1 protein-coding gene is annotated in these 1,032 nt (G+C 56.4%); it reads left to right on the top strand.

Annotated elements, in window-relative coordinates; all coding sequences use genetic code 11:
* Positions 1-79: 79 nt before the first annotated feature.
* Positions 80-1,032 (top strand): IS630-like element ISPpu2 family transposase (locus tag L9Z73_RS31105; protein WP_247408837.1); only part of this gene is annotated, 953 nt, incomplete at its 3' end.

Consider the following 1,032-nt stretch of genomic DNA (forward strand, 5'->3'; position numbering starts at 1 on the left):
CTAGTGGACTGAGCGGTTAATTCATTTATCTAATGGTAACGATATACTGTGCGTCCAATGTCATGGATTGGTTATGCGCATGGCCCGACCGACTTCCCCCTTCGCTTTAATGCCTTCCGATCTCATCGCCCTGCAAGGTTGGTTGCGTATGAGTACGCTGGAACAGAGCCTCGCCCAGAGAGCGCGCATCCTGCTTCTACTGGCTGACGGATTGACTCCCAAGGCCGTCAGCGAGCAGTTGCAGGTCACGCCGCCGACGGTATTCAAGTGGCGAAAACGTTATCTAGAGGCGGGAATCGAAGGGTTGAGCGATCTGCCGCGCAGCGGCCAGCCACTCAAACTTGGGCCCGATAAAATCAACGAAATCCTGACACTGACCACCCGGCGTGTACCCCAGGAAGCCACTCACTGGAGCGTCCGTTTGATGGCCAAGTATGCGCGGGTCACCACGTGGCAGGTGCGGCAGGTCTGGGCCGCTTCCGACCTCAAACCCCATCGTCTGAAGACCTTCAAAATCAGCAACGATCCTCATTTCGCCGACAAGGTAGTCGACGTGGTCGGGCTCTATCTGAACCCACCGGATAACGCCCTGGTGTTGTCGGTTGACGAGAAAACCCAGATCCAGGCGTTGGATCGCACCCAACCGATGCTGCCGCTACGCCCAGGTCAGGTTGAGCGTCGGACCCATGATTACAAGCGCCATGGTACGGCGAGTCTGTACGCGGCTTTCGACATCCTGACCGGCCAAGTAATCGGACGGATTACCCAGCGCCATCGAGCCAAGGAGTTTCTGGCTTTTCTGCAACAGATTGAACGCAGCACGCCAGCCGGACTGGATCTGCATGTGATTCTAGATAACAGTTCGACCCACAAAACGGCTGCAATCAAGCAGTGGCTGGAAAAGCATCCGCGTTTCAAATTGCACTTCACACCAACCAGCGCGTCTTGGCTGAACGCCGTGGAAGGCTGGTTTGCACAACTGGAAAGACGAGCGCTATACCGGGGTGCCTTCACCAGCGTCGCCGACCTAAA

The sequence above is a fragment of the Pseudomonas emilianonis genome (assembly GCF_023072625.1).
Lineage (GTDB): Bacteria > Pseudomonadota > Gammaproteobacteria > Pseudomonadales > Pseudomonadaceae > Aquipseudomonas > Aquipseudomonas paraveronii.